This is a genomic window from Phormidesmis priestleyi ULC007, from assembly GCF_003003695.1.
GTDB classification, from domain to species: Bacteria; Cyanobacteriota; Cyanobacteriia; order Leptolyngbyales; family Leptolyngbyaceae; genus Phormidesmis_A; species Phormidesmis_A priestleyi_A.
Window position 1 is genome coordinate 1 of sequence record NZ_PVWG01000090.1, and the last position, 5,333, is coordinate 5,333.

Sequence of the window (5,333 nt, forward strand, 5' to 3'; positions counted from 1 at the left end):
ATACCATCTTTCACGGTTGTCATCAGGGGTCACGACCCACTCAGCCTTCATCTTACAACTGATTTAGGATTGCTATAGTTGCACATTTAGCAAATAACGTAAAAGGAAATGCAGACTTATGCGCCTATTTCTTTCTACAAGCAGAACGATTACTGAATAAATCAGGCGGATTTGGACTTGTTGCGACAAATACGATTGCTCAAGGTGATTCTCGCGAAGTTGGATTAGATCAATTAACTGCTAGTGGTAATGTGATTACTCGCGCTGTACCTAGTCGCCCTTGGGCAGGAACCGCAAGCTTAGAAGTTGCATACATTTGGTTATATAAACAGCAATGGCAAGGCGAATATACCTTAGATGATAAGATTGTTGCTGGAATTACAGCATTTCTCACAACACCTGGAAAATCGCTTGGCAATCCTCACCAACTCATCGCAAATCAAAATAAATCCTATATTGGCTCATATACTTTAGGCATGGGATTTGTTCTTACGCCCGAAGAAGCACAGGTACTCATCGACAAAGATCCAAAGAATCAAGAAGTGCTGTTTCCCTATCTTAATGGTGAAGATTTGAACTCACGCCCCGATCAATCTCCGAGCCGTTGGGTGATTAATTTCAAAGATTATCCGTTGGACGCAGAACATGATGATTCAAAGAAGCCGAAAGGTGCGCCCTATGCGTCGGACTATCCTAATTGTTTGGCAATTTTGCGAGAAAGAGTAAAGCCAGAGCGATCAACTAAAGCAAAAGATGTTGCTGCTGCTCCTTGGTGGCAATTTTGGCGCATTCGCTCAGAGCTTTATGGGTTGATCGAGGAGTGTGATCGAGTTTTGCTTAGAGCAAGAATTGCAAATATGCACTCGGTTATATTCGTTCCCAACAACTGGGTTTATAACGAAAAATTAGTTGTTTTTACAGATTGTTCCTTGGCAATTCTGCAATCCAACATTCATGAAATCTGGGCTAGGGAATATAGCTCAAGCCTGAAAAAGGATATGCAGTATACTCCTTCCGACTGCTTTGAAACCTTCCCCTTCCCCACACCCGATCCCTCAGACCTCAGCACCCAATTCCCAACCCTCGACACGATCGGCGAAACCTACTACACCCATCGCCAGTCAGTAATGCGCGATCGCCAAGAAGGGCTGACCAAAACCTACAACCGCTTCCATAACACCAGTGAGATGGCAGATGATATTCAGAAATTGCGATCGCTGCATATTGAAATGGATGAGGCGGTAGCTGCTGCGTACCAAGCCACCGTTGAAAATTGGCACGATCTCGACTTAGAACACGATTTCCATCAAACCAAACAGGGCATCCGCTTCACTATCAGCGAAACTGCGCGGCGGGAAGTGCTAGATCGGCTGTTGGAGTTAAACCATAAGCGCTACGCCGAAGAAGTTGCCCAAGGCTTACATGAGAAGAAAGGCAAAAGTAAAAAAGCAAAAGGTAAAACTACTAAAAAGCAAAAAACAACTGGAGACGACCCCCAGGAAGAGCAAATCAGTCTGTTCTAGCCGCCTCGTTTGATAAAGTGAAATCAGAAATGAGGAAAACAAGGCATGGCAGAAACCGTCAACCTCGAACAAACCCTACTAGAAACAGTGCGATCGCTCTCTCCATCCAAGCAGGAAGCCGTCCTTCACTTCGCGCGCTCCCTTAAAACTTCGCAGAGCGAATCGCTCTCTAGCCACACTCAACAAACCCCGCCACCGCTCACGCTTTCCCTTCAACAAATCGCCAAGCTGCCCGTTCGCGATCGTAATCAACTCCTCACACCCTATGTTTCTGCAATGGCAGAAGACTTTCAGACTGATCCAGAACTGACTGAATTTTCAGTATTGGATACAGAAGACTGGGAGGATTAATTTTGTCTGTTCCCAAACACAGTGAAATTTGGCTCGTTGATCCCAATCCCACCAGAGGGCAAGAAATCCAGAAAACTCGACCTGTTGTTGTCATCCGCTCAAACGTTTACCAGCCGATTGCCATCCGAATCGTCATTCCAATCACAACCTGGCAAGAAAAATTTATTACTCGTCCCTTCATGGTGAAAATTCCTTCAACCTCTGATAACAGACTCGATCGAGACTCTGCTGGCAATGTTCTGCAAGTTCGCAGTGTCTCAACCGAACGGTTTGTAGCTCAGATTGGGCACATTGAGCAAGATCAACTCAAAGAATTATTAGCAGGTTTGGTCATCTGCGTTGAATATGATCCAGATGCCTAAACCCTTATGGTTGGCGAGACCTCGACTTAGGGCACAGCTTCCACAAAACCAAACAGGGCGATCTCTTCACCATCAGCGAAACGGCAAGACGGGAAGTGCTCGATCGGCTTTTGGAGTTGAACCACCAGCGCTACGCCGAAGAAGTCGCCCAGGGTTTGCACGATAAGAAAAAGGCAAAGGGCAAAGGGCAGAAGGCAAAGGGTAAGAAATCAGGGGCAATTGAGCCAGAAACCGTGCAACAAGGCGAATTGTTTTAAACTAGAAACAAGCACAGCGGAGATTGACCGATGCAAAGCATAGCCAACCTTGAGCAAACCCTTCTCGAAAACCTGCGGCAACTTCCTCCTGAAAAGCAGCAGGAAGTTCTAGACTTTGCTGAATTTCTCCGGCAAAAAACAGCTCCTAAAAAACCGCGTCGTAGCCTCAAAGGCTTGTGTGCCGATCTCAACATCCACATCACCGAAGAAGACATCGCCGAAGCTCGCCGCGAAATGTGGGGTAATTTTCCTAGAGAGTTTCCAGAATAATGGCAGTTGTGATCGATACACATATCATCGTCTGGTACATCCTGGAACCAGGGCGATTATCAAACCCTGCATCTATTCTGCTTGAACAAACCGTAAATGATGGAGAGCTAATCTACCTTTCAGCTATCTCGATCGTTGAAATTTGCTTCCTCATCGAACGAGGGCGTTTGCCTGCAATTGTTTTAGAGCGCCTAACTGAAGCAATGAATCAACCGGATAGTAGCGTGGTACTGGTGCCACTCGATCAAGCAATTAGCCTGACAATTCCGCAAATCGATCGCACTACCGTTCCCGAAATGCCCGATAGAATTATTGCTACAACCGCACTACACCTCAATCTGCCTCTCATTACTCGCGATCATCGCATTCAAGCTCTGCAAAACATCCAGACCATTTGGTAATTCTCTCATTCGAGCACACGCATCATGACTGAATTGATCAGGCGCTCACACAGTGTCTCCAAAGGAGCATCGCAGATTCCAGTTCCATCTGAAGACATTGCTAAACTCTGTCAGCAGTATCATATCCGTTGGCTTGCCCTCTTTGGCTCTGTGCTACGAGATGACTTCCGCCCCGATAGCGACATCGACATTTTGATCGAATTTGAACCAGGACATACCCCCGGTTTTGCCTTCATTGATATTCAAGATAAACTTTCAGAACTCTTCAAGCGAACCGTTGACCTAAATACTCCTCAAGATCTCAGTCGCTACTTCCGCGATCATGTGTGGCAGAAGCCGAGGTTTACTAGGGACAGCGGGGATGAGGTTCGCCTGCGCCATATGCTGGATGCTGCCCAAAAAACGATCGCCATCCCGGATTTCAAAAGCGACGCTTTGCTTAGCCTTGCCCTCACCGATCTCTCAACGCTCCAACTGCCCGTGGTTTCGGAACCTGAGCGACAAACGATCGTGCTGCAATATCGGCGGTTTGCTTTCCTGGGCGATCGTCTACTTGATGCCGTTCTGGCAGGCTATCTTTTTACTACTCACCCAGACTTAACCAATCAAGATCTCGATGACTGGAGGCAAGAAATTACCTGTCGTGAATCCTTAACTGAATTCGCGATCAAGCTAGGGTTGTCCAACTTCTGCTCATCCTGGAATAAACAAAACCGAAAACCGCCTGAAGAAGAGCCGGGTGTCTATGGGGAAATGTTCGAGGCTCTAGTTGCCGTGATTTACCTGGATAGCGATCGCAGTTTTGAACGAGTTTATAAGTGGTTGTGCGATCGCTTCATCCAAGAAGCTGTTGAATCTTACGAGGAAGATGCTGATTTCGATGACGATTTCGATACCACTGTTACGACCAGAGACTATCTGGACATGATCGGCTTAGATGATTTTTCTGATTATGGTTGGGCACCCGGTGATGACGATGACTAAATCTTGACAAGACGGTTCGTGACTTGTGCTATTTAGATGGGAATTCTAACAAGAACGCTAGAGTTCGTGTCCTATGTCAGGCTCCCTTCAGGTATTAAAACCGTTGTTCAAGCTAAGTCGTCGTCGTTTCAATCAACTCACTGCCCTGGCAGCAATCAGTATCCTGGCTGGCGGACTAACTTCCTGCAGTGATGCCCCCAAGCCTCCTCTAGTTGTTGTGCATCGGGAGACGTATCACATTTTTATTGGTAATAAGCTAGTTCAAGAGGGCGGGGAACAAACTGTGACCCTAAAATCTGGCATTATAAAAACAATTTCTATCTCAAGGCGAACTACGGAAAAAACAGAGACTACCCTGAAGAATGCTGCTCTTGATGGTGGTGACGCAATTGTCATTCTACATACTCTATATGATCCTCAGATTGAGATTGATGGAGTAGTTGAACAAGCAATTCTCTCTACCCCCTTGCTGAAAGCTACTCACGATCGGTGTCGAGATGTTTATCACCAAGTTAAGAAGGGCGATCGTATCCGCGATCCTCAAGCTCTCGATGTCCTTGATACCATCGTGTCTGGCTCATCCAAAATAAGAAACGCAAAGAATGGCAACTTGATTCAGCAACGGTATAGGCTCGCAAGCCAGAACTCTAGACTGGTTGAGTTACAAACCTACCTTGAAGTAGCTGTTGATAGATCTGAAATTCCCCCAGAGCGAAAACAGCAACTCAAAGGAATTTATCAATATGTTCGAGCAGGTGAAGCACTCCCCAGTGTTGCAGACTTGGATGCTTTGACAGCAATTGATGCAATTGTTCAGGGTTCTACTCTGCCTGTTCCACTCCGACAACGTTATGCGTTCGCCAGCGCTCAAACACGAGCCTTTACAGCAGACGAAGCGATTCAAAACCTTATCCGCAGTAGTCATCATGCTGAGGGTGAGGCAGGTTCCTACCTCGAAACTTATAACCGAATATGGTTGGGACTAGATATTAAGAATCAGGTTATTCTCACCAGCTTAAATCTACTCATTGACAAGTCGAATCTTCCACCAGAGGTCAAAACGATTTACAAGTTAGCCCACGATCGTTTCTTTAACCAGAATAAGCAACTTGAGTGTTGTGATGTCGAGGGAGAAAAATCGAAGTCCTTCTATGGCGGGATGAACAGGAGTGAGGAATGCGGGAA

8 protein-coding genes are annotated in these 5,333 nt (G+C 46.2%); all 8 read left to right on the forward strand.

The window, feature by feature from the left end; translation table 11 throughout:
• Positions 1 to 251: 251 nt before the first annotated feature.
• Entirely contained in the window at positions 252 to 1,523 is a 1,272-nt protein-coding gene (locus tag C7B65_RS26470) for a type IIL restriction-modification enzyme MmeI (RefSeq protein ID WP_073075318.1), read from the forward strand.
• 45 nt (positions 1,524 to 1,568) lie between these two features.
• On the forward strand, positions 1,569 to 1,874 hold the full coding sequence (locus tag C7B65_RS26475) for a hypothetical protein (protein WP_073075319.1): 306 nt from the start codon (positions 1,569 to 1,571) through the stop codon (positions 1,872 to 1,874).
• Between the two features lie 2 nt (positions 1,875 to 1,876).
• Positions 1,877 to 2,236, forward strand: a complete 360-nt coding sequence (locus C7B65_RS26480) for a type II toxin-antitoxin system PemK/MazF family toxin (RefSeq protein ID WP_073075320.1) — start codon at positions 1,877 to 1,879, stop codon at positions 2,234 to 2,236.
• Between the two features lie 95 nt (positions 2,237 to 2,331).
• A complete protein-coding gene (locus tag C7B65_RS28595) occupies positions 2,332 to 2,493 on the forward strand; it encodes a hypothetical protein (protein WP_219898753.1) in 162 nt (53 codons plus the stop codon).
• Between the two features lie 30 nt (positions 2,494 to 2,523).
• On the forward strand, positions 2,524 to 2,763 hold the full coding sequence (locus C7B65_RS26490; protein ID WP_073075321.1) for a DUF2281 domain-containing protein: 240 nt from the start codon (positions 2,524 to 2,526) through the stop codon (positions 2,761 to 2,763).
• The gene (locus tag C7B65_RS26495) at positions 2,763 to 3,164 is read left to right on the forward strand and encodes a type II toxin-antitoxin system VapC family toxin (RefSeq protein ID WP_219898754.1); all 402 of its coding nucleotides are present in this window, start codon (positions 2,763 to 2,765) and stop codon (positions 3,162 to 3,164) included. Before C7B65_RS26490 ends, C7B65_RS26495 begins: the two co-directional genes overlap by 1 nt.
• A gap of 24 nt (positions 3,165 to 3,188) precedes the next feature.
• Positions 3,189 to 4,148, forward strand: coding sequence for a ribonuclease III domain-containing protein (locus C7B65_RS26500; RefSeq protein WP_073075323.1), 960 nt, complete (start codon positions 3,189 to 3,191; stop codon positions 4,146 to 4,148).
• 73 nt (positions 4,149 to 4,221) lie between these two features.
• Positions 4,222 to 5,333, forward strand: a 1,112-nt coding sequence (locus C7B65_RS26505) for a hypothetical protein (RefSeq protein ID WP_219898756.1), incomplete at its 3' end; no start/stop codon positions are given.